General features: G+C 60.3%; 18 protein-coding genes. 17 read left to right on the top strand and 1 reads right to left on the bottom strand.

Translation table 11 applies throughout. The features are described 5' to 3' along the window. Positions 1-48: 48 nt before the first annotated feature. The 15 genes from R8871_RS12005 (at position 49) to R8871_RS11935 (ending at position 19062) form a co-directional block, all read left to right on the top strand. Entirely contained in the window at positions 49-876 is an 828-nt protein-coding gene (locus tag R8871_RS12005) for a DUF6708 domain-containing protein (RefSeq protein ID WP_175050638.1), read from the top strand. A 32-nt stretch (positions 877-908) separates the two neighbouring features. Further along, positions 909-1064: a hypothetical protein gene (locus tag R8871_RS12000; protein ID WP_175050637.1), complete on the top strand. Its 156-nt coding sequence runs from the start codon at positions 909-911 to the stop codon at positions 1062-1064. A gap of 110 nt (positions 1065-1174) precedes the next feature. Further along, the gene (locus R8871_RS11995) at positions 1175-2002 is read left to right on the top strand and encodes a DUF6708 domain-containing protein (protein ID WP_175050636.1); all 828 of its coding nucleotides are present in this window, start codon (positions 1175-1177) and stop codon (positions 2000-2002) included. Between the two features lie 55 nt (positions 2003-2057). Continuing rightward, positions 2058-2315 carry a PAAR domain-containing protein gene (locus tag R8871_RS11990; protein WP_175050635.1) on the top strand — a complete coding sequence of 86 codons (258 nt, stop codon included), beginning with the start codon at positions 2058-2060 and terminating at the stop codon, positions 2313-2315. Beyond that, positions 2315-3589 carry a hypothetical protein gene (locus R8871_RS11985; protein WP_175050634.1) on the top strand — a complete coding sequence of 425 codons (1275 nt, stop codon included), beginning with the start codon at positions 2315-2317 and terminating at the stop codon, positions 3587-3589. Before R8871_RS11990 ends, R8871_RS11985 begins: the two co-directional genes overlap by 1 nt. A 73-nt stretch (positions 3590-3662) precedes the next feature. Continuing rightward, complete coding sequence (locus tag R8871_RS11980; RefSeq protein ID WP_246287538.1) at positions 3663-7229, top strand: ImcF-related family protein; 3567 nt, start codon at positions 3663-3665, stop codon at positions 7227-7229. 37 nt (positions 7230-7266) lie between these two features. Further along, a complete protein-coding gene (gene tssA / locus R8871_RS11975; protein WP_175050632.1) occupies positions 7267-8841 on the top strand; it encodes a type VI secretion system protein TssA in 1575 nt (524 codons plus the stop codon). Positions 8842-8878: 37 nt separating this feature from the next. Continuing rightward, a complete protein-coding gene (gene tssF / locus R8871_RS11970; protein ID WP_175050631.1) occupies positions 8879-10702 on the top strand; it encodes a type VI secretion system baseplate subunit TssF in 1824 nt (607 codons plus the stop codon). A 74-nt stretch (positions 10703-10776) separates the two neighbouring features. Continuing rightward, positions 10777-11769 (top strand): type VI secretion system baseplate subunit TssG, encoded by a 993-nt coding sequence (tssG, locus tag R8871_RS11965; protein ID WP_175050730.1) that lies wholly within the window; start codon positions 10777-10779, stop codon positions 11767-11769. Positions 11770-11798: 29 nt separating this feature from the next. Beyond that, a complete protein-coding gene (gene tssJ, locus R8871_RS11960; RefSeq protein ID WP_246287537.1) occupies positions 11799-12410 on the top strand; it encodes a type VI secretion system lipoprotein TssJ in 612 nt (203 codons plus the stop codon). A gap of 244 nt (positions 12411-12654) precedes the next feature. Continuing rightward, positions 12655-15564 (top strand): ESPR-type extended signal peptide-containing protein, encoded by a 2910-nt coding sequence (locus R8871_RS11955; protein WP_175050629.1) that lies wholly within the window; start codon positions 12655-12657, stop codon positions 15562-15564. 305 nt (positions 15565-15869) lie between these two features. Beyond that, positions 15870-16562, top strand: coding sequence for a response regulator transcription factor (locus R8871_RS11950; RefSeq protein WP_175050628.1), 693 nt, complete (start codon positions 15870-15872; stop codon positions 16560-16562). After that, the gene (locus R8871_RS11945) at positions 16549-17214 is read left to right on the top strand and encodes a transposase (protein ID WP_175050627.1); all 666 of its coding nucleotides are present in this window, start codon (positions 16549-16551) and stop codon (positions 17212-17214) included. Before R8871_RS11950 ends, R8871_RS11945 begins: the two co-directional genes overlap by 14 nt. Before the next feature lie 194 nt (positions 17215-17408). Further along, a complete protein-coding gene (locus R8871_RS11940) occupies positions 17409-18638 on the top strand; it encodes an MFS transporter (RefSeq protein WP_175050626.1) in 1230 nt (409 codons plus the stop codon). 49 nt (positions 18639-18687) lie between these two features. After that, positions 18688-19062, top strand: coding sequence for a cupin domain-containing protein (locus tag R8871_RS11935; protein WP_175050625.1), 375 nt, complete (start codon positions 18688-18690; stop codon positions 19060-19062). 11 nt (positions 19063-19073) lie between these two features. Here the strand turns inward: R8871_RS11935 and andR are convergent, their stop codons facing one another. Continuing rightward, positions 19074-20033, bottom strand: coding sequence for an anthranilate 1,2-dioxygenase regulatory protein AndR (gene andR, locus R8871_RS11930; RefSeq protein WP_175050624.1), 960 nt, complete (start codon positions 20031-20033; stop codon positions 19074-19076). 203 nt (positions 20034-20236) lie between these two features. Here andR and andAc point away from each other — a divergent pair, with 203 nt between their 5' ends. Together andAc and andAd are read left to right on the top strand one after the other, a co-directional pair. Then, entirely contained in the window at positions 20237-21508 is a 1272-nt protein-coding gene (andAc, locus tag R8871_RS11925) for an anthranilate 1,2-dioxygenase large subunit AndAc (protein WP_175050623.1), read from the top strand. 18 nt (positions 21509-21526) lie between these two features. Further along, the gene (gene andAd / locus R8871_RS11920) at positions 21527-22003 is read left to right on the top strand and encodes an anthranilate 1,2-dioxygenase small subunit AndAd (RefSeq protein ID WP_175050622.1); all 477 of its coding nucleotides are present in this window, start codon (positions 21527-21529) and stop codon (positions 22001-22003) included.

Below are 22003 nucleotides of genomic sequence, written 5' to 3'. Positions count from 1 at the left end.
GTTCGGGAGCGTACTGGAGAGCCGCACGCATCATCATTGGTGATCCGAATGAATTCCACCTACCTCGAGCTGGTAGATGGGCTCTATGCGAATCGCGGGGGGATGAGTCTGATTGGGTTGTTCGGAGCGGGTCTATTATCGATTTTCCTGTTTGCAATGTGGTGGTCGACCTTGTTTGATTTCTATTTAAATCCGAACTGGAATCATAGCGATGAAAACGCCATGTTGTTGTCTATGGGTTTAGTAACGGTTGTTTCCTCTCTCTTTATCCTGGGGGTCGTCCTCTTCAACCGCAAGATCGGCGAATGGTTTGGCTACACGCATTACCCGATCAGGCTGAACCGGCGCAACCGGATGGTGTATGTGTTTCGCGGCGACGGCACAGTACTGGAAGCATCATGGGACGCGGTGTACTTCACGCTGCACGTGGCCAAGAAGGTAGCAGGAACCAGTTGGCTGGGTATCAGCGGACTGGTGCTGAAGGATCCGCAGACGGTTGAAGAAGCCTTCATGTTCGGTTACTCCTCGAGCAACAGGAGTTACTGCCTGCGCCATTGGGAGTTCATGCGACGCTACATGGAGGAGGGTCCGCAGTCGGTGATAAATGCACCTGGGCTCCGGTACTGTCTGCCGATCGCTGACAAACGGGAAACGCTCTACCAGGGCTGGATAGAACTGGTATCGAACGACGCTTGGAATCCGATCGTCAAATGGCTGATGCTGCCGTTTCACGTGCTGATGTTTCTCGGTCGTCTGGTATGGCGTGCAACGAGCAAGGTACCGCTTTGGCCGGCCGACGTCGAAGCAGCGTGCCGGATAGCACCAGGCGACGCATATGTGCGCGATTCGAGTACGAACCCGGCGGAGTACCGATGAATCTTTACGCGTACCCGTCAGATCAGGGCTCGATGTCATCTCTAGTCACAACTGCCGACAAGGTCAAGGGCGACACCGTTGCCCAGTGGATGGAACGCTGCTACTGGGGCGATCTGGCGTCGGGTAGCCGCTACACCGATTCCAGCAAGGAACAGTCCGACTTCAGCCTGGCGATGGCGGATGCGTGATGTTTACGACAAACAGAAAACAACGTCCCCTGAGCGTGCAGGACCGAGAATGGCGTCTGTCAATCAGCGAACGCACCGCGGAACCGCACGCGTCTGGCCGGGTGATCCGGTTGAATTCCACCTATCTGGAACTGGTTGATGGGATCTATTCAAATCGAGGAATGATGAGTGTGGTTGGGGTGTTCGGCGCAGGACTGCTTTCATTTTTTCTATTGATTTCGTGGTGGTCGACTTTTGCGGATTTCTATTTCAATCCGAACTGGGATCACCGCGACGAATGCGCAATGCTGTTATTTATGGGGTTCGCGACAATTGTTTCGTCTTTGTTTATCGCGGGCGTAGTTACGTTCAATCGTACGATCGGCGAATGGTTTCGCTACACCCACTATCCGATGCGCTTCAACCGCCTGAACCGGATGGTCTACGTGTTTCGCGGCGACGGAACAATTCTGGAAGTGTCTTGGGACAAGGCGTACTTCACCTTGCGTGTGAACAGCCAGGCGTTCGGCGTCCGCACGCTGGGCATCTGTGGCCTCGTGCTGAAGGACGCGCAGACCGTTGAGGAAATGTTCGTGTTCGGCTACGCGTCGAGCAGCCGGGACGATTGTCTGCGTCACTGGGAATTTATTCGCCGCTACATGGAAGAGGGACCGCACGCAGTGATCGACGCACCCGGTTTCACGTACTGTCTGCCGATTGCCGACAAGCGGGAGACGCTGTATCAGGGCTGGATTGCGTTGGTGTCGAAGGACGCGTGGAACCCGATTGCCAAATGGCTGATGCTGCCGTTCCACATCCTGTTCTTTATCGGTCGCCTGGCATGCCGCGCAACGAGCAAGGTACCGCTTTGGCCGGCAGACGTCGAAGCGGCCTGTCAGATAGCACCGAATGACGCACATGTGCGCGATTCGAGCACAAATCCGGTGAAGTATCGATGAGATGTTCATGGCTTAAATGTGTGAACCGGTTTCCTTAACTTTCAGAAGAGGCCATATGCCAAATGTGATTTACGTAGGCGACGACACGAGCCACGGCGGCAAGGTGCTTACCGGGTCGTCGCGCATTTCATTGAACGATAGACCCGCCTCCCGCAAGACCGACAAGGTGTCCTGTCCCCGCTGTGGTGAAAACGCGATTGCAGAGGGAAATGACAAGATGCTTGATGGCGATCTGCCGATTGCGTTTCATGGTCACAAGACGCTTTGCGGTGCGATTCTGCTGTCGTCTAGTGGAGTGACGGGCAGTACGTAATGGCCTATGACTTGAGACGTATTGCTCCTGAGCGGGAGGTCCCACCGTTTAAACCCGCCTGGCCGCTTTGGGCATTCCTCTTTCTGCTGATCGTCGGCGGCAGTGCTTTCGGTGTCGTCCGCTTCTGGCCGGCTGGCGAGTCCACGCAAACGGTTTGGTTCTGGACGTGCGTGGCAGCGTTCCCGGTGCTCGTATGGGCGGTCCTGCTCTTTAGTTATCTTGGCGTGTTGCAGTCCCGGCGAACCCGTGCCGAAGAGCACAACGATGCACGACGTGAATATAAGGACGACGTCTGTCGGAGGGCCGGCATTCCGTTGCATATCCTCGACTCCGGTTTTGTTTTCTCCGCGCGGGAGCATGAGAACACTGCGTCAGCTGTGGTGGAGCGGCAGCTCACGCTGGAGCCGAGAACCCGGTTCGAGGGCGACAGCGACGCAATCGCCGCTCGGTGGATCGATCCGGATGGCTATGCCTGGCGACCCGGCGACGACGCTGCAGACGAGGAGCGGCATCGCGATGTGCTGGGGTATGTATTCGGCTCGCTGCTGCGGCAGATTGCGCCGGCCGTCAGAGCGTTGCCTGAACGTACACCGCTGGTTGTTCATGTGAGCGTTGCGGCGCAATTGACGATTTCGGAAATCGAAGCAATTTGGCGCGATTCATGGGATGCGCATCAGCTCCGCAATGCGCCGCTAACCGCAGTCAGCACTGACGCTCCGGACCTCATTGCTGTCGACGGATGGCTCGACGGCGCCCCCGGATTCGTCACGGATGCAGTCAACGTACTTTGCGTGGTGCAACTCAACCCGCTTCTCAACGCGATTCCAGATGCCGGAGTGGCGGAAGCGGGAGCCATCCTGATGTTTGCTTCACGGGCGTTCGTCGCGCAAAGGCACTTAGCCAGTGACACGCTGCTATATCGACCAGAACACCACGATGACGAAGGTTTGGCGCAGGGGCTACTGCAAGTATTGCTGTGGAGCCGTTCTCAGGGCGCCGAGCTGAACGACCAGTGGTTGACCGGTGGCATAGAGGCACCTTTGCAGCGGGAGTTGTCGACCCATTTGGATACCCAGGATGTGGGTTTACTCAAGACGGCCGGATTGCAAGGGCAGCATGACGTCGATCTGACTATCGGCGCGACTGGCATGGCTGCGCCATGGTTGTGCGTCGCTCTCGCCGCTGCGCTGGTGCGGAGCTCCGGGCAGAAACAATTACTGAGCATTGCTCATGTCGACCACATGACCCTCGCGGTTGTCGGGCCGCAACTTTAAGATCAGTTTCCCTATGCGCTTCAATTTCAAGCTGGCTGGTTTTTTTGTGGTGTTAGTCGCAAGCGGACTCATCGTGCTTACAAAAGGAGACGCCTTTGGTCTGACCACTCTGGCGCAGAAGCTACTTGTCGTTTCGGGTCTGGTCATCGTGTTTTTGCTCGCCGTTATCGTCGACGTTATGCTGATTCGACAGGCCAACCGCAAGGCTGCGCTGCGAGACGTTGGGTCGGCTGAGCTAGGTAAGCCGCTGGAAGAGACTCAGGCGACAATCGAACCGTTGACCTCTTTGCGGGAATATCTGCGAACACGCCACGGTCTTCGCTATCGCTACCGCCAACCTTGGCTGTTGCTAACAGGCGGCAACGCCGCAATCGCGCAACTGCTCCCCGACCTTGCCGAACAAGGCTGGCTCGTAACCGACGACGCTGTGCTCCTATGGAGCAAAACAGACAAGGACGGTCAACCAGACGAAAACTGGTTGAAGCAGTTAGCCAAACTACGCCGCTGCCGTCCGATCGATGCGGTTGTGCTGACTCTCGACGGCACCGTGGACCTGCCCACCGCGCGCCGCGGCACGAGCGCATACGGCGTGAACCTCTCACGCATCGCCCAGGTACTGCACTGGTCTGCGCCCGTCTACGTCCTCGACGTCGCGCAAGACGACGCGGTCAGCAACGGCGCAACGCCGATAACGGGTTGCGAGTTCCCGCGCACAGCGGACGTCAGCGCAATCGAAACCGCACTGCTGAAATTGCGTGACCGCCTGGCCGATCGCAGCATTGCGCAACTGGCCACCAACGGCTGCGACCGGTACGCCGCGCAACTGTCGCAGAGACTCGACACGCGCAGCGCCCCGCTTGCCGGTTGGATCGTCGCGCTTGCCAGGCGCCAGCGGCACGTTCAACCGGTCAGCGGTGCATTCTTCGCACCGTACCCGTTGCAGGACACAACGAACGAACGCGAGCATCCGACCAGCGCCGACCTTCCTATATGGCAGCACATTGGCGAGGTCGCGCGCACCAACCGCGGCCACCGCCTCGGCTGGCACCCAGTGACGGTGTTCTCGATCATTGCATTGAGTGCAATCAGCCTGTGGATCACCGGCATGCTGATCTCGGGTTTCAACAACGCGCGCGAACTGCATCTCACGAAGCAGGCGGTCCGGGCCCTCGCGGCGGCACCCGATTCCGCCGCCAGACTGCGCGCGCTGCTCACGCTGCAACAGCGCGTCGACCTATACGAAACCCGCACGCAGCATCACACCCCGCTGTTGACCCGCTTCGGCCTGAACCGCGATCACGAGGTGCTCGCCGCGCTGTGGCAACCCTACGCCCGAGCGAGCCGCAACGTCCTCGTGACACCACTCCAGCAAAACCTCGAAGCCTCCCTCGTCGACCTGAGCCAGATGCAGACCGAGCAGGTCGATGACCAGACCAACCGGCTCGCGCTCGACGGCCACAAAGCACTCAAGACTTATCTGATGCTGTCCCAACCCAGCCGTGCCGACGCAGCCTTCATGACCCCGCTGCTCGCCCGCTACTGGAGCACGAACGCGAACCTCCCGACCGGCGAGAAACTCGACCTCTCCGCGCGTCTGCTCGGCTTCTACGCCCAGCACCTGAGAGCGCATGAAGACTGGCGCATCCAGCCGCGCCAGGACCTCGTCAACGCATCACGCCAAACGCTGCTCGCCGTGATCGGCGTGAAAAACTCCGAAGACACGATTTACCAGCACGTGCTCGACACGGTCGGCAATCGCTATCCCGACCAGACGCTTGCGTCCCTCACGGCAGGCACCGACACGCGCGGACTGCTGCGCACCGCAGCATATATATCCGGCGCCTTCACCCGTCAGGCTTACGAGGGCACCATTGCGGCCGCCATAGACGAGGCCGCGAAACGGAACGAAGCTGCGAGCGATTGGGTGCTGGCCAGCAATGTACATCGGCACGAGCCAGAGCAGTCGGCCGATGAAGTGAGGGCGTCGCTCACCAGCCGCTACTTCTCGGACTACGCGGACCGCTGGCAGGCTTTCATGAACACCCTGCAGTGGGACCCGGCGTCCACCCTGCCATCCACGATCGAGCAACTGAAACTGATGGCCGACGCGCGGCAGTCGCCGGTAATCGCGTTGATGAAATCGCTCGAGTACCAGGGCGGAGCGGGTGCGCTGAAGGCGTCGCTGTCCGACACGCTGGTGGACAAGGCACAGCACGTGTTTGGCGGCAAGGTCGAGGGCCCTGAAACAGCGAAACCCGATCCGGCCGGGCCGCTCGGTGCATCATTCGGGCCGGTGCTGCGTCTCGTCGCTCAAGGCAATGCCGGCGCTGCCGCGAGCAGCGACCTGAGCCTGCAACGCTTCATGGAGCGTGTTACCACCCTGCGCCTGAAATTGCAGCAGGTCAGCGACAGCCCGGATGCCGACGCTGAGGCGAAGCAGGTTGCGCAATCGCTCTTTCAGGGCAAGGGCTCGGAACTGGCCGACACCCAGACCTACGCGCAATTGATCGCCGCGAGTCTCGGCGCGCAATGGGTGGGTATGGGCGATGCACTCTTCGTGCGGCCAGTCGCCCAGGCAACGCAAACGGTGCTGAAACCGGCCCAGGCCAGCCTGAACGATGCCTGGCGCCAGACGATCGTCGCGACGTGGAATCGTTCCTTTGCGGGACGCTACCCGTTTGCCAACACAGACAACGATGCGTCGCTACCCGAGCTCGCGCGTTTCCTGCGCCCGCAAGGCGGCCTGATCGGTGCGTTCCTTGGCTCGCAACTCGCGGGCGTGCTTGAACTGCAAGGTGACCAGTGGGTGCCGGTGGCCACAGGCAACACGACGCTGACCTTCGATCGCGACTTCCTCAGGGCGCTGAACACGTTGCAACGCATTGCCGGTCATCTTCTTGCACAGGGGGAGCCGCAATATCGTTTCGACTTCAAGCCGGTCCCGGCGGCGGGTGTGACAGACACGATATTGACGCTCGATGGCCAGAAGCTGCATTACTACAACCAGCAGGAAGCCTGGCAGGCGCTGACGTGGCCGTCGAACAATCCGCAGGGCCTCGGCACGCGTCTGCAATGGCAGACGGAGAAAGCGGGTACGAACAAGAGCTTTGAGTTCAGTGGCCGCTGGGGGCTGGTGCGCATGCTCGAACGGGCCCAGGTGCAGCCGGTTGACAGCGCCACTTTCCAGTTGACGTGGCAAGCTGCGCCGGACACGAGCGCCCCGAAGGCGGCACAGGTACCAAAGCCTGCGTCCGCGCCTTCGGCTGCGAGCGCGTCGAATCTCGCGAACCACAGCGACAACGACAACGATGAAGATGACGACACCAGTGATCCGGCTTTCCTCGGTGCCAAACGTCTCGACAGCCTGACGACCCAAGCTCCGCTCGTAACCGCGTCACGGGACCTCACTTATCCGCTGAGCTTCATGATGCGCACGGACGTGGGCAAGGGGCCGCTGGAACTGCTCGCGCTGCGCAACTTCGCGCTGCCGACGCGCATCTTCGCCGGCACAGCGCCTGTCGCGGCATTGGGCGCAAAAAAGGCCGCGCAGGCTGAGGGTCCACCACCGCTGCCGAGGGCGATGCTCGACGCGGCAAAGCACGCCGAAACTCCGCTTCCCGGTGGATTCAGCCCGCTATGAAAACCGACCCCACTGCTTCGCCCGAAGAAGGCGCTCCATGCTAACGAACCTCCTCAGCGCACTGTTCGGCACCCATCCGCCCTCTGAGCTCGCCCGCTCGACACAGGGGCGTTGGGATGACTGGCTTCGGCCGATCAGCGAGGCTGCGCCGACCGGTGCCGACCCTGGCTATGACGACGACTTCCTGGCGATCAGGGAAGAAGTCGCGAAACTCGCGGACGTCGACGACGCGTTGATCGTCAATACCGCCGAACGCTTGCTCAAACAAAATGCGAAGGATGTCCGCCTCGCGGTCTACTACGTCTATGGGCGCATGCGTCGCGATGGCGCGGAAGGCGTGGCATCCGGCTTTGAACTGCTCTCGGCGCTCGTTGATCGTTTCGGCGACGCATTGTTGCCGGCCCGTGCCGAAACCCGCCGGGCCGCGCTCGAATGGCTTGCCGGCAGCACCTTTGCTGACCGGCTCGACCGTGTGCAGGGCCTGTCCGATACGCTGCTCGAACGTACGCTGTCGGCGCTCGCGCTGATCACGGAGCGTACCGCGCAATGGCCGGAGGCGGCGCGCCCTGAACTCGACCCGCTGTTTCGCCGCTTCGAAGAGCGCGTTGAAACGCCGCTGCCGGTGGCGCGAACAAACAGCGAGACACCGGCAGGCGGTGCATCGGCCACCACGCTGCCGGCAGCCACCGAAGTCTCTTCCGCCCGCGAACTGCTCGACCGCGCGCGCCAGATGGCGCAGTTCCTGCGCGATCAGCCGCAGGGCTATCTGGCGGCGTATCGCCTGATGCGTTGCGTGCGCTGGGATACGCTCACCGAAGTGCCGCCGCACGAGGTTAGCGGCAAGACGCGGCTCGTCGCGCCACGCGCCGAACTGCGCGCGCATCTCAAACGCCTGATGTTGCAAAAGCAGTGGCCGGAATTGCTGGACCGCGTCGAGGCGGCGTTTGCCGAAGGCGCGAATCACTTCTGGCTGGATCTGCAGTATTTCGCATTCATTGCGCAGGAGCAGGCGGGCGGTGAATATGCGCAGGTTCGCGATCTGGTCGCAACCGACTGTGCGTTGATGCTCGAACGTTTGCCAGGTCTGGACCAACTGTCGTTCTCCGATGGCTCACCCTTTGCCGATGACGCGACGGTGGAATGGATCGCACGCTACGCCACCGTGCGTGACGTCGAGCGGGGCGAAGCCGTGGCGCCGGTGATCGTAGCGTCGGCCGATACCGACTGGGCGGAAACCGAGGCACAGGCGTCCGACCTCGCCTTGCAGCAGGGGCTGGACGCCGCTTTTGCCTGGCTGCAACGCTTGCCGTCCCACGACGGCGAACGCGACCGCTACGTACGGCAACTGGTGATGGCCCGCGTCGCCGAGCATGCTGACCGGCCGGATACGGCACTGCATCTGCTATCGACACTCGATCTCGCCGCGCAGCGCTTCAGGCTCACAGAATGGGAGCCGTCGCTAGCGTTCGAAACCAAACACCATCTACTGCGCCTGCTGAAGATCCGGATGAACCGCAAGGACGCTGACAAACTGGCGCTTGCCGCACGCATTGACTCGCTGACTGGCGAGCTGACGGCGATCGATCCGGCGCGAGCCGTGATGTTGGCGTAACCACGACCGGAAACAGCGAGATGACGAGACCAAGCCGATGAGCAGCCCCACCAAAGACAACGAAGTCCTCCGTTACTACGAAGCGGAAATGCGCTATTTGCGCGAGGCGGGCAAGGAGTTTGCCCACGCGTTCCCGGACCGCGCACGAATGTTGAACATCGACCGCATCGGCGAGCGCGACCCGCACGTCGAGCGGCTGTTCGAAGGTTTCGCGTTCCTGATGGGACGCCTGCGTCACAAGCTTGATGACGAATTGCCCGAGCTGACCGAGGGCCTTGTCAGCATGTTGTGGCCGCACTACCTGCGCATGATTCCATCGCTGTCGATTCTCGAAGTGAGCCCGTCCAATGGCGTACTGCAGAAACACGAGACGCTTGCGGCCGGACTTGAGGTCATGTCCGATCGTATCCCGGCGGGGCAGCTTTCCGGCTCGGGCGATCAAGGCGTCGAATGCATCTATCGGACTACGCAGGAAATCGATCTGTATCCGCTGCGCCTCTCCGAAGCGAACGCCTACGCGCGTGAGGACGGCCGTTCCGTGCTGCGTTTGCGGTTCGAGGTCCAACCGCAGGCGCGGCGCGAACAGCTGGTCGTGCCGCGCCTGCGCCTCTTCCTGAACGCCGACCGGCCGGTTGCGCTTGCGCTGTACGCGGCGCTGACCGCCGAGCCTGTTGCGATCAACGTGCGCGTACCGGGCTATCCCGCCGACCGTCCTGGCATGCTGCAACCAATGCCGGGCCTGCACATCGAACCGGCGGGCTTCGCCGCCGATGAGCGCCTGTGGCCGAAAGCGGACAACGCGTTCGGCGGCTACCAGTTGCTGCTCGAATACTTCACGTTTCCTGAGAAGTTCATGTTCGTGGACCTGCTCGGTCTGGACATGCAGGCGATCCCGCAGGACGCACCGTATTTCGACGTCGAGGTCGCACTGGAGAAACCCTATCCTTACGACTTGCGCTTCTCGGCCGAAAATGTGCGCCTCTTCTGCACGCCGATCATCAACCTGTTCCAGCTGGAAGCCGACCCGATCATCGCGACCCAGTTCGAAACCGAATACCGTGTCCACTCGATCGAGCAGCACGGAGACAATGTCGACGTGTATTCGGTCGACACCGTTCAGGGCTTCGAGGCGGGATCGGGCCAGCGCTTCGAATACGCGCCGTTCGCTTCGTTCCGTCATCGCGGTGGCATGCTGCGCCACGAAATGCCCGAACGATATTTCCACACGCGTGTGCGACGCGGGCCATCGGGACGGTTCGACACTTGGGTGGTTCTGGGCGGCCATGCCTGGGAGCATCAGGTGACGTTGCCGAAGGAAACGCTGTCACTGTCGGTAACGGGCACTAACGGGATGTTGCCGCGCAAAGGCCTGCGCGAAGCCGGCATTACCCGCATGCGAAGCGGCTTCACAAACATAGGCTCGGTGCGCAATCTGACCGCACCGACGTTACCGGTTTACCCGCCAACCGGCGACCGCTTCCAGTGGCGCGTGCTGTCGCATCTCGCACCGAATTACCTGTCGCTGCTGAACCCGGAAATTCTGCGCGGCGCGCTTGCGCTGTACGACTGGACCGACGGCGAGCTAAACAAACGCCGCATCGATGCGATCACCGATGTGCAGCACCGGCTGTTGCAGAAGCTCGTCAAGGGCGGGCTGCAGCGCGGCGTTGAAATCGAGGTGACGCTCGACAGCAACCGGTTTGCCGGCAAGGGCGACATCGAACTGTTTGGTGGGATGCTCAACCGTTTTCTCGGGCTGTATGCGACGTTAAACCTGTTCACAAAGCTCGTGGTCGTGTCGCAACCCACGGGCAGGCGCATTGAATGGCCGGATACGAAGGGCGAAGGAGCACCGTTTTGAATGCACCTTCCCGGGAGTTTCCGTCATACGCGGATCGGCAGTTGCTGCCGGCGCTGCTCGACGACGCGCATCGGATGAATTTCTTTCGCTTCTGCGAGCTGATCGAACTCGCCGCTCCCGACAAGCCGCCGCTGGGCGCGAGCGATTCGCCCGCCACTGAGCCCGTGCGTTTCCGCTCGAGGACACGGATCGGGTTTCCGAAACGTGAGATCGACGCGGTGGAATACGATCTGGACAACCCGTCGGCGCCGCCGGCCGTTCGTACGACGTTTCTTGGCCTGTACGGGGTCGACGCGCGCATGCCGTCGTATTTCGTCGACGAAGTTGCGCAGAATCGCGACGGTGCCGAGCCGATGTCGGGTTTCCTTGATCTGTTCCATCACCGCGTCGTTACGCAGTACTACCGCGTGTGGCGAAAGTATCGTTACCCGGCCGGTTTCAGGAGCGGGGGCACCGACGAGATTTCGCGTTACCTGCTGAGCTTCGCGGGACTCGGTATCGGCACTCCAGAGACTGCTCAGGCGGTCGGCACGCGCAAGCTGTTGTCGATGCTCGGACTCGCGGGTCAGAAGACACGCACCGCTGAAGGACTGACGGGTGTGCTGCAGCATGCGGTGCCTGATGCACGCATCACGGTGGAGGAGTTCCATCCGGTATGGATTCGCGTAGACAGTTACTCGCCGGGGGCATTGGGTGAGGGCTGTCTGCTTGGCCGCGGGTTTTATGACCGGGCGAATGCGGTGCGCGTGATCATCACACCACAGACGCGTGAATCCGTACTCGGGCTGATGCCGGGGCGGACCAATCATCAGGAACTCATGGCGCTGCTGCGCTTTTACATGGGCTACGAGGCAAGGGCGCATCTGGAAATGCACGTCAGTGCGGAGCTCATGCCGGCCCAGCAACTGAACTCAGATCAGGTCAGCCTGGGTTACACCACCCAGTTGCCGCCGCCCAGTAAGCACGATTCTGTTGCTGCGCTCACGCGCGTGCAGCTTGGCGAATGGACGGGGGGCAGCGAACGACGTGCCGGCCAGGAGCGTACGGCGCATGGGCGCGGTATTTAACGAATATGGAACACAAAAGGATCAACAGAATGAAGCGACAGCTTCGGGCCGGCACAGCCGTGTTGGCCATCCTTACCGTCGCAGGTTGCGGCGTAGGACAGGCAGTGAAGGACAGTACAGTGGACGCGGCGAAATGGGCGTTCACGACGCAGGTCAAGACAATGAACGTTGACCTCGTCAGTCGGTCTTCATTAAACGCAAATGGTGCTGGGCAATCGTTGTCGACGGTGGTGCGGATCTATCAACTGAAAACGCCGCAGGCATTCCAGCAGCTCGACTACATGCAGCTGCAAACAAATGACCTTACGGCGCTGAAGGCCGATCTGCTTGCGACCAAAGATGTCGTGCTGCGTCCGGACGCGAGCGCGAGCATCAGCGAGCCGATGAGCGGCGATGCGGAGTATGTCGGCGTGGTCGCGTTCTTCCGCGACGCCGGCAAGGACTCGTCGTGGAAGCTGGTGATTCCGAAGAAACAGTGGAAGAAGACCGACCCGGTAAAAATCGAGGCGCGCGACAACACGCTGAATCTCATTGGCGCGACGGATGGCACGATTGAGCGCAACGCGCCGCAGCAGAGCGCGCCGAATCCACCGAAGCCCAAGCCGGCGGCTATCACGGAGTATGGAACGCAGGCGGGGTGAGCGGACACATGCCGTTTTGCATGCATGGCCTGTGCGAGCGACCGCTACCTTGCTCAACTGCGGGGCCGGCAACGCACTTCACCATTTGAAGCATCGTGCGATGGCTTCGTCCAGGCGTGCGTGAGCATTCCTTTTCGGACCAGTACTAGCCAAATCCGACTCTATTCAGTCCAGGTCAGATATTCGATAGCAACTCAAAAAAATACACTCAGCGCTAACAACTTTCTCTTGGCGGGAGTGGAATATGAACAGGGCATATCGAGTGGTATGGAACGCGACGACGAATACATGGAGCGCCGTTTCTGAGTTGGCTGCGAGCCGTCGCAAAGGGACCTCGCGCCGCGCGCTTGCCGCTGCCATGGTGCTTACGGCGACGTTCGGCGGTGCGGGGTTTGTGCGCAACGCGCAGGCGTTCACGCCGATTGGTACAGGAGCGCAGCAAGGGAACGCGGGCAATCTGGTGATCGGCGACAATGCGGACGGCAGTAAGGCGGGGTGCAACTCGTCGTATCTGCCTGGCAGCGCATGTAGCACAATTATTGGCAATGGCGCGTCGTCGACTTCGTCCGCCGCTACAGTGGTTGGCGACCATGCGACTACCACCGGCGCTAACGCAACGGCCATTGGTGCGTACGCAACGGCAGCTTCATGGTCGCAGGCGTTCGGCGCAGGTGCACAGGCAACGGGCGGTTGGGCAACTGCGATTGGGCAGGGCTCCGTGGCGAGCAATGCCAACGCGTCGGCGATTGGTACGAATTCGACGGCTACGGGCAACGCATCGACGGCGATTGGCGGTGGCGCTCATGCGACAGGCGACAGTTCGTTTGCCATCGGCTGGAACTCGAACGCATCGGCTACCGGGTCGATGGCGTTCGGCACAAGCGTCACTGTCGCCGGTGTGAACTCGGTCGCACTCGGCCTTTCCTCGGGCGCTAGCGCAGATTACGCGATCGCCATTGGCGGGCACGCGGCCGCTCGCACGGTGTCGTCCACTGCGCTTGGCGATTCCTCCACGGCCTCCGGCTTGTCGTCCACGGCGATCGGTGGCAACTCCGTAGCTTCGGGTGACTACTCGGCCACTCTGGGCATGAACGCCAGCGCGAGCGCCGCCAATTCGGCGGCGGTGGGCGCGGGTTCGACCACCACGGCCAATCTGGCCGCGGCGGCTTACAACCCGGGCTCGACCGCGCTGTCCGGCACCGCGTCGGTCGCGAACGGCGAGGTGTCGGTCGGCTCGGCAGGCAAGGAGCGCCGTGTAACGAATGTGGCGGCAGGTTCCGCCGCCACGGACGCGGTGAACGTCAGCCAGTTGCAATCGGAAGCGGCGAAGTCCAACGCGATCGGCGCGACCACTGCTGTGGCGCTGGGCGGCGGTTCGACCTATAACCCGGCCACGGGTTCGATCGGCGCACCCACCTACAACGTGGCGGGCGGCACGCAGCACAGCGTGGGCGACGCGCTCGATGCGCTGAATGGCGGCGTGAATAACAACGCGACCAACATTAGCAACCTCACGAACAACATCAACCAGGGCACGATTGGTCTCGTGCAACAGGATCCGACAAGCCGCGTCATTACGGTCGCCAAGGATACGAACGGGACCTCGGTGAGCTTCACGGGCACGGCGGGCGACCGCACGCTGACGGGTGTGTCAGCCGGAGTGGCCGGTACCGATGCGGTGAACGTGAGCCAGTTGCAGAATGTACAGAGCCAGATCGGCACGCAGATTGGCGATGCGACGCGTTACTTCAAGGCCGACGGTCGGAACGACGGCACGGACGATGCGAGCGTGGTGGCCGGCTCGAACTCGCTGGCGATTGGTGCCGGTTCGGTGGCGGATCGTGCGAACACGGTGTCGGTGGGTGCAGTGGGTGCGGAGCGCCAGATCACGAACGTGGCGGCAGGTAAGGAGGACACGGACGCGGTGAACGTATCGCAACTGAAGGATGCAGGCCTTATCGGCGACGACGGCAAGGCCATTGCCGCGGTAACGTACGACCAGAACGCGGACGGCACGCCGAACTACAACAGCGTGACGATGGGCGGCAGCAAGTCGACGGGGCCGGTCGCGATTCACAACGTGGCGGACGGCGCGGACGGCAATGATGCGGTGAACGTGAACCAGCTGCAGGCCGTACAGAACCAGATCGGCACGCAGATTGGCGATGCAACGCGTTACTTCAAGGCCGACGGTCGGAATGACGGCACGGACGACGCGAGCGTGGTGGCAGGCTCGAACTCGGTAGCGATTGGCGCCGGTTCGGTGGCGACTCTGGCCAACTCGGTATCGGTCGGCTCGGTAGGCAACGAACGCTACATCACCAACGTGAAGGCCGGCGTCAATGAGACGGACGCGGTGAACGTCAGTCAGTTGTCGGCGTTGCAGAGCCAGGTGACGAACATCGACGGCCGGGTGACGAACCTCGAAGGCGGCGCTGGTAAGAGCCCGTACTTCGACGCGACAGACAACGCGCAGACTGGCGACTACGAACCCGTGGCAAACGTCGCGCAACCGGGCACGGGCGTGGGCAGTACGGCTGCAGGCTCGGGTGCGACGGTGACGGGCAATTACGGTACCGCAGTCGGTTCGAACGCCAGCGCATCGGGTGAGAACAGTGTGGCAATGGGTTCCGGCGCGGCGGTGACGGGCACCAACTCGGTGGCAGTCGGGTCGGGTTCGCAGGCAACGGCGAATAACGCGGTCGCGTTGGGCCAGGGTTCAGTGGCGGATCGCGATAATTCGGTGTCCGTGGGTTCGGCGAGCGGTGAGCGTCAGATCACCAACGTAGCGGCAGGTTCAGCGAACACCGATGCGGTGAACGTCGGACAGTTGACCAACTCAGTTTCGCAGGGCGTGCAGCAGGCCAACAACTACACCGACCAGCGCTTCAACGACGCGAACAACGCCATCAACAGCGTTGCGAAGAACGCCTACGCAGGCATCGCGGCAGCGATGGCGATGCCGAACATGACGCCGTCCGGTCCGGGGCGGACGATCGTTGCGGCAGGCGCAGCCAACTTCAAGGGCGGCAGCGCAGTGGCAGCGGGTGCAACTTACCGTTCGACGAACAGCAAGTGGCTGGTAAACGGCGCGGTGTCGGTGACGTCCGCCGGCGATGCCGGTGTACGCGCCCAGGTCGGCTACGAGTTCTAGGCGAACCGGTGAGGAAATAGCCAAGAAGTTCTCTGGGAATTTGCCAGGTAGTGCTTTCATGCGCGGTCTCGCCGGTAACGGCAAGACCGCTTTTTTATTCATGCACCCAGGCTGATCCTAATGCCAGAGTTCCACACAAAATCATCCCAGTCAGATTGTAATGGTTGCCGGGAAGGAGTGAACTGTCGGTCTGTTCTGGGACAACCTGATCTCATGACGATTCCGGTGCAACGTTTTTCCGTTAGCGATCCGATGGCTCGTCTTAATCGTTGACCGGACAGTGAAAACCAGGACTATTCATATTCATGCTGATTGCGATTGTTGAAATTTCGAACCCGGACAAGCGGGCCGTTTGTGAAACGCTGGTGAGGTCAGGTTACACGTGTGAGGAGTTCAAAAGTCCTGATGAATTCATGGCAAGGATGCAAGCGGTCATTTTCGACTTGTTGATCGTCAAATGTGATGCCGTCGATGCGAAGGTCATGGCGTTCATCCAGACACTCCGCAGTACGGTCGGACCGTTTCTTCCCATTCTCGTGTCGAGCAGAGAGGGATCGCAGACGGACATCGAGGCCAGCCTGCGTGCCGGAGCGAATGAGTGCACTGCATTTGGCACGTCGAAAGATGTGTTGCTGCGTTCTATCGCGACGTGGCTACGCTGGGCGCAGTACAACACGACAAGGGAAAAGCAATTTCGGGTAGGAGGCTATCAGGTATGTGTCTCGCGACGTAGCATTCAGGTGCGCGATCGCACGATTCAATTAACCGAAAAACAATTCGATGTGGCGATGGCTTTGCTGACGAACATCGGACGCATCTTGAGTCGCGATCATATTTGCAACCTGGTGTGGGGCGTCCAACTGAATTCATTTTCCAGGCGGATAGATACGCATATATCGGCTTTGCGAAGCGAACTCCTGCTCGACGGGAAGAACGGGTTGCAGTTGTTGACCATATACGGTGTCGGATATCGGCTAATGATGGTTGATCATTCGTGATCTTTTCGAGCCGATTCCCGGTTGCAGACGACGATTGTCAGTATTGTTCTGGACTCCGTCCGTGTATGCGGTGATCGAGGCACGAAAGTACGCTGCCCAAAGGCAAATATCGGTCTGGTCCGATTTCAGGCGGTCCTTCAAGACGGTATCGTGGCCTTACCCCTTTTTGACGATGGAGCGCCCGATGCGGACTCATGGAGATTTGACCGACGCGCAATGGCAGCGTGTCGCAGGCCTGTTTAGTGAACTTCGTGCCCGCAAGGACCCGCGGGGCCGCCCTGCACATGATGCGCGCACCGTACTGAACGGTGTGTTGTGGGTTCTCTTTACGGGCGCGGCGTGGGCTACGTTACCCGAGAAGTATCCAGACTATAGAACTTGCCATCGCCGCTTCAAGGTCTGGCATGAGTCGGGCGTTTTGCAGCAGTCGTTGCATGAACTGTTCGGTGCCGAGGGGCACGCGATATGCGAAGCAATGAACTCGCGCATGCGGGCGGAGCGGCGGAGGAGACCCAAAGAGCCAGTCGTCAGGCATAACGTATTGCCGCTCTGGCCGCTGTCGGGTAAAGAGCTGGCTAAATCGCTGCACTACAAGGACACCCCGACCGAAGCGGGAAACCGAACCGGCTCTGCGGTTACTTTAGTGGAATGAATGCCCGTCGTCCGACGTACGTTCCTACCTTAGTACAGGCCACGGGCTTTCTGTCAGGCCGCGCATACCGATCCTTGTTCCACGCCGGGAACATGGTTTTGCAGCAGATGAATTTTGTTCTCCGTCTTTTCGCACGATCATAGACACTATTCCGGTTCGCGTAAGCAAGCGGACAATCGTAGCGAGGAGACAGCATGCAAGCGGCCGTTCCGACACCAACGGACTGTAGTGACGAAGCAGAAGTCGCCAGATTCCGCTGGGTGATTCTGTTTTTCGCGTGGGCCGGACTCATGCTCAGCACGGTCTGCCGTCTTGCCTGGGGCACGCTGGCGTTGCCCGCCGGACAGTCACTCGGGCTGCCGATTGCAGCGCTCGGCGTATTTGTCACAGCGTTTTATGTGGGCTACGTTCTCTCCAATGTCGTGGGTGGTGTCACGACGGACCGGATCGGCGGCCGCGCAACGCTCTCGGTTTCCCTCCTGGGTCTCGCAGTCGCGACGTTCTGCTTCGGCTACACGCCGTCGCTAACTGTCGGGCTCATATTGCAGTGCGTCATGGGTCTGACCGCGGGTGCCGACTATGCGGCCGGGGTGAAGCTCGTCTCGACGTGGTTTGCGAGGCACGAGCGCGGAAGGGCCGTCGGTCTATTGATGAGCGCATCCTCCGTCGCGGTCATCCTGACCAACGCGGTGCTGCCTGGTGTTGTGACAAACCTGGGTTGGCGCAATACCTATCACGGCCTGGGAATTTGCGCGCTGATTCTGGCAATGCTGACGGTTGTGATCGTCCGCAATCACTCCGCCGATACCGACGCGCATCGGTCGGAGCGTGGCTCGGAAAAATTGCGTGTGGCTGGACTCCTCAACCGTAACTTCGTCTTACTCGCGCTCGCCGGCTGCGGTGGGTTCTGGGGCACGCTCGGCTTTGCGTCATGGGCGATTTCGCTCATGGTGAAAGGGCATCACATCGTCCCCGTGCAAGCTGGATTCGTCGTGGCGATCGCAGGAATTGCGGGGCTGGTCAGCAAACCGTCGGTTGGCTGGCTCTCCGACAAACTGGGCGGACGCCGGAAAGCATTGACGGTCGCTTCCTTTATCTTCTTCTTTGCCGCCTTGCTAGGGTTTGGGCAGCTTTCGGAGCTTGATGCATTTCGTCTCGCGGCTCCCTTTGTTGGGATCGGTGCGTTTGTCTATAGCCCGCTTCTGGTGACGCTGGTTGCGGAGCAGAGCGGCATTAATCGGGCTGGCTCCGCCGCGGGAATTGCGAATGCGGTCTGGCAGTCAGGCTCGGCGATGTCGCCGGCTGTCGTGGGCCTTGTATTTCAGGCGACTCACTCATTTCAGACTGCCTTCGCGGCACTCGCACTCGGCCCACTACTGGGCACGTTCTGCATGCTGTTTGTGAAAGAGCACGCCAGCCAGTAGGCATCCGGCGGCACGCAAAAGGCGCCACCATCATCAAGAGAGGACTTGAATGAACCACATTACCCATACCTTCGATACGCCGTGGAGATCGCATCAGATTGAAGGGTCACGCGGCTACGAATTCATCTTCAACATCCTGGGAACCGAATACACCGACGCCTACAACATCGATATCGCCAAGGTGGCGCCAGGTGGATACTCACCACTGCATATTGATCAGGATAACCACGCATTTTATATCCTTGAGGGCGAAGGAGAAATTGACATCGCCGACAAGTGTTTTCAGGTCAAGGCAGGGTCAGTGGTTCGGATTCCGCGTGGCGTGGTGCACGCAATCCGCAATATTGGCGAGGGCTGGTTGATGTTGCTCAGCATTTACGACCCACCGCGCATCCGCAAGCAGAAAGCCGTGGAAACCACGTGAACTCCCAGTCGTTACATCCGCCGCGCTAGCGTATCGGACGGGGATTCGCCGAATCGCTTCTTGTACTCGATCGAAAATCGCCCCAGGTGCATGAAGCCGCAATCCAGGGCGACGTCTGAAACATAGACGCCGTCCGTCGCTTCGCGAAGAATCTTATGTGCTTTGTCGAGGCGGATCTGCCGCAGATACTGTGTGGGACTCACGCCCCGGAACTGCTGGAAGCCGTCACGGAGTGTCCGTTCGGCTAGGCCTAGCGCCGTCGCCATGTCGGGCAGTCGCCAGACTTCGCCACAATGTTCGTGCATGAAATCCTCGGCCCGTTTGACGAAGCCTGGCGTGACGGTCCGACGATCTGTCTCCGGCGCAGATTTGGCGTGACCTAATGTCAACAACTCGAGCAGCAGGCGTCCCAGTTGACTGCCGACGATATCGTTATTTCGGGCAAGCTCGAGCAGAGCCGATGAATTGGCAATGAGGTTGAGTTGCTGCATCCAGCCGCCAAGCGCGGGGCTGTCGATGTGCAGGTGGGAGCCGGACCTCAGGCGCGTCGACCACGCCTGCGTGCCCAGCAAGCCGGTGTCAATGCGCAGAATAAACTGCTCGCAATCCGGCGAAAGAACGGCGTCGAACGGCTCTCCCGCAGCACACAGCACCGCGTTCGACTGATCCACGCAGACCGTTTGCCCTCTCGTTCGCACTTTCGCCTGACCGGTCACGCAAAACATCAGAAGATGGTAACCGTCGACCGCCTCGACATCGACGCGCATCGCGTTTCCAAAGGCAATGGTACCGATTCCAACGCCGCCGAGCCTGACAAAATCCATATGAGAGAGACCTGACTTCGCGCCGGAGGGCACGAGCAGGTGCGGCTGCATCACACGGGAGATACGCTCGCGCGTTTCGTCGAGATCGGCGGATTCGAAGAGCCTGTGTTCGCGCAAGGCTTGTGCGCTAAACGGAGACGTGACCATGACTAACCGATGGGTAGGTGTCGCAGTGATTCAACGATGGAAGTGTGGCTGAAAAATAAATCCGGCGATATCCGATTCCATCCTCGCAACGAAACGTGCCGAAACTGGATAGTGCGCCCCGTTTCCGCGGAAAGTGGATAGCGGATGCATTTTGGCGGCGTCAGCATGCCTTCATCGCGATATTCGAGAGATGGAGGAGCAAGATGCAAACGACGGAGACACCACTGCGCCCAGCCAACAAACTGGACGATGATTTTGTCAGATTTCCGCATACGGATGGCTCGCGCGTCCCATACAAGGTGTTCAGCTCTCAAGCCGTGTTCGAGCGCGAGCAGGAACGGATCTTCCGTGGCCCGACATGGAATTTCGTGGCGCTCGAAGCTGAGATTCCGAACAACGGCGACTTCAAGAGCACGTTTGTCGGCGATACCCCGGTTGTTGTCACCCGCATGGAAAGCGGCGAGGTTGCCGCATGGGTAAATCGCTGTGCGCACCGCGGCGCGATGGTGTGTCGCAAGGCGCGCGGCAACGCAACGTCGCATACCTGCGTGTACCACCAGTGGAGCTTCGACAACGGAGGCAACCTGCTCGGCGTTCCGTTTCGCCGTGGGCAGAAAGGCATGACGGGCATGCCCGCAGACTTCGATCCGAAGGCGCACAGTCTGAAGCAACTGCGCGTTGAGATCTATCGAGGACTCGTGTTTGCCACGTTCAGCGAAGAAGTGGTCCCGCTGCCGGAATATCTTGGCAACGAAATGCGCCCCTGGATCGACCGGATCTTCCACAAGCCTATCGAATATCTTGGTTGCACGCGCCAGTTCTCCAACTCGAACTGGAAGCTCTACATGGAAAACGTGAAGGATCCGTACCACGCGAGCATGCTGCATCTGTTTCACACCACCTTCAACATCTTCCGCGTGGGCATGAAGGCGCGTTCGATTCCGGATGCGAATCATGGCCTGCACAGCATCATTACCGTGACGAAAACGGGAGAAGACACGTCGAGCGCGTACAAGCAACAGAACATCCGCTCGTTCGACGAGGGCTTCGCGCTGGAGGACGATTCGATTCTCGCGCTCGTTTCCGAATACGAAGAAGACACGACCAATCACATCCAGCCGATTTTCCCGCAACTGGTGATCCAGCAGATTCATAACACGCTGGTTGCACGTCAATTGCTGGCGAAGGGCCCGGATAGCTTCGAACTGATTTTCCATTTCTTCGGCTATACGGACGACACCCCTGAGATGCGTGCGCTGCGTATCAAACAGGCCAACCTCGTGGGGCCGGCAGGGTACATCTCGATGGAGGATACCGAGGCCACGGAACTCGTGCAGCAAGGCACCGTGCGGGACGCAGATGCGACTTCGGTCATCGAGATGTCGCGTGGAAATCCGGACCAGCAAGACACGGTCATTACTGAAAGTCTGATCCGCAAATTCTGGGTCGGCTATCAAAAGCTCATGGGTTATTGAATGAAGGGGGAGACAGAGATGGAACAGGAAGCACAACTGTGGTTTGACCTTCATATGCTGCAGAGCCGTTACGTGAATGCGCTTGACAACGATCGGCTCGAAGCGTGGCCCGACTTCTTTGTCGACGACTGCCTGTATGAGATCGTGCCCCGCGAGAACGACGACGCCGGCTTGCCAATCGGCATCATCCACTGCACGAACAAGCGCATGTTGCGCGATCGGGTCGTGTCGCTGCGTAACGCGAACATCTTTGAGGCGCATTCCTACCGTCATATGACGTCCGGTTTGGTGATCCTTGAACAGTCTGCGAATGAAGTGCGCACGGAAAGCAGTTACGTCGTGGTCCAGACGCTGACAAACGGTGAGTCGTTCATCTACCAGGCGGGTCGTTACGTGGATCGCGTGGTTCGGACATCCGATGGCTGGCGTTACGCTGAAAAGCGCGTGATTTACGACACGTCGCGAGTCCAGACGCTGCTCGCAACGCCGATTTGA

The organism is Paraburkholderia sediminicola (genome assembly GCF_902859805.1).
GTDB classification, from domain to species: Bacteria; Pseudomonadota; Gammaproteobacteria; order Burkholderiales; family Burkholderiaceae; genus Paraburkholderia; species Paraburkholderia sediminicola.
Note: the sequence above shows the minus strand (reverse complement) of the source record. Positions and strands in the feature narration are given on the sequence as shown.